The organism is Variovorax sp. P4_D9 (assembly GCF_056401695.1).
In genome coordinates, this window is record NZ_JBFUIU010001105.1 from 1 (window position 1) to 2410 (window position 2410).

2 protein-coding genes are annotated in these 2410 nt (G+C 66.2%); both read left to right on the forward strand.

Annotated elements, in window-relative coordinates:
- Nucleotides 1-510, forward strand: a 510-nt coding sequence (locus tag AC1DY5_RS51550) for a type IV secretion system DNA-binding domain-containing protein (protein WP_478122003.1), incomplete at its 5' end; no start/stop codon positions are given.
- 15 nt (nucleotides 511-525) lie between these two features.
- Nucleotides 526-2410, forward strand: a 1885-nt coding sequence (gene mobF / locus AC1DY5_RS51555) for a MobF family relaxase (RefSeq protein WP_478122004.1), incomplete at its 3' end; no start/stop codon positions are given.

The following is a 2410-nucleotide window of genomic DNA, read 5'->3' on the forward strand; positions in this document are numbered from 1 at the left end:
GTCCAGTCGCTGGCACAGCTCAACGACACCTATGGCAAGGACGACGCGCTGACCTTGCGCAATTGCTTTCGCAGCGCCTTCCTGTGCGGCATTGGCGAACTCGACACGTACACGGCGGAGGAGTTCTCGCGCGGGCTCGGCGAGCACACCGTGTTGCGGCGTGCGCCCAGCGTCTCTGTCGGGTCCGCCGGCGGCAAGGGAACGCTTTCGCACCGGCAGGACACCGAGCGCCTCGTGTCGCCGGCCGAATTCCACCTGCTGCCGAACCTGACCGGCTACGTGAAGCTCGCCGGCAACTATCCCATCGCGCGCGTGACGATGAAGTACAAGACCCGTCCCGTTGTTGTCGCGCCCATGATCATGGCGAACGGCTTCCATGACCGGCCCCGCGAGCGCAACCTGCTGTTCACGGCCCCCCATGGCGTGGCGTCGGCGCTGGCTTCGCCKGGCAATGTGGTCACCGCTGCTTCTGCCACAGCTGCCACAGTTGCCACTGTGCATTCGTCCTGACGCGGGAGGCCGCCCATGTTGTCCTTCAAGTTCGTCACCAGCGCCGCGGGCGCCGCGCACTATTTCGAGACCTCGGACGACTACTACGGCAAGGAGGGGCACCGCGGCGAGTGGGTCGGGCAGAGCGTCATCCATCTCGGCCTGGACGGCGCGCTGACCATCGAGCGCGACACCTTCCAGAACCTGCTCGATGGACAACTCCCGAACGGCCAACGCATGCGCCTGAGCCAGACCAAGGGCAGCAAGGATCGCAAGGGCATCGACTTCACATTCAGTGCACCGAAGTCGGTGAGCATTCAGGCGCTGGTCAAAGGTGACGTCCGCATCGTAGCGGCGCACGACGCCGCGGTGAAAAAGAGCCTCGAGTTGATGCAGGAGTTCGCTGCGACGCGCAAGAAGCAGAGCGGCCTGTCATTCCGGGAGCGCACAGGCAACCTGGTCGCGGCGACCTTTCGTCACGAGCTGTCGCGTGCGCAGGACCCGCAGTTGCACACCCACGCGATCGTGATGAACCTCACCCGGCGCTCGGACGGCGAATGGCGGGCGCTGTCGAACGAAGACCTGCTCAAGAACGTCAAGGTGGTCGGCGCCTTCTACCGCGCAACGCTCGCAGCCGAACTCAAGGCCCTTGGCTTCGACCTTCGCGAGACGCGCAAGGGTGGCTGGGAGTTGGCGCATATTCCCGATGCCGCTATCCAGCATTTCAGCCAGCGCAGCCAGGAGATCGAGAAATTGCTCGCCGCGCGGGGCCAGGATCGCGCGAGCGCGACCACGGCGCAAAAGCAGATCATCACGCTGGCGACAAGGCAAAAGAAGACCGAGAGCGATCGGGCCTGGCTGCGTGCGCACTGGCTGCAGACCGCGAGAGAGGCGGGTGTGGATCTGGACGCTCAGAGCGGGATGGTGCATGCGGTGCGCCACCAGGCGGCAAGGGCTGGCGAGGCCATTGGCGAGAAGCTGACCGGCAAGAGCCGCAGCCGCCAGGCCGCCGATGAAGCGATCGACTTCGCGATCGCCCATCTCGCAGAACGGCAGGGCATTTTTTCGCGGGCGGAACTGCTGGAGGTGGCCTACGGGCGTGCGGCAACGCGAACGACGACCACGGCAGTGGAGGCGGCGCTCGACAAGGCCAAGACCGATGGGCGCCTGCTGCCGGAACTGCCCCTCTACCAGACCGCCCGGTCCCTGAACATCAGCGCCGGCGAACTCGCCAAGGATCCCAACGCTGCCCGGTTCAAGGGCCACGACGACTTCGAGAAGCTCACGCGCTCGTCATGGGTGGCCCTGACCATGGCCGCGCGCAGGCAGACCCAGGCACAGGCCGAGGCCTCGGTGGACTCGGCGATCCAACGCGGTGCACTCGTGGCGGCGGAGGCCCGTTTCGCGACGCCGGAGGCGAAGCGCAGCGAGATCCGAATCCTCGGCATCGAGAAGGCAGGGCGAGGTGCAGTGACGCCCGTCGCGTCCAAGGAGAGTGTCGCCAGCATGCTCGCCGCCAGCGATCTCAACGCGGGCCAGCGCGACGCCGTGGCGATGGTGCTCACCGCGCGCGACCGCTTCGTCGGCATCCAGGGTCTGGCCGGCACTGGCAAGAGCCACATGCTGAGCAAGGCGGTCGCGGGCATCAAGGCAGAGACGTGCCGACTCTCCGGCAAGCACGGCTATCGCGTGATCGGCCTCGCGCCGTATGCGTCGCAGAACGAAGCCTTGGCCTCTCTGGGGATGGAATCGCAAACGCTCGCGTCCTTCCTTGCCCGCACCTCGCAGCACCGCACGCTCGATCGGCACAGCATCGTGTTCCTGGATGAAGCTGGCGTCGTGCCGGCGCACCAACTCGAGAAGCTCATGGCGATCATCGAGAAGCAGGATGCGCGGCTCATCCTCAGTGGCGACCGCAAGC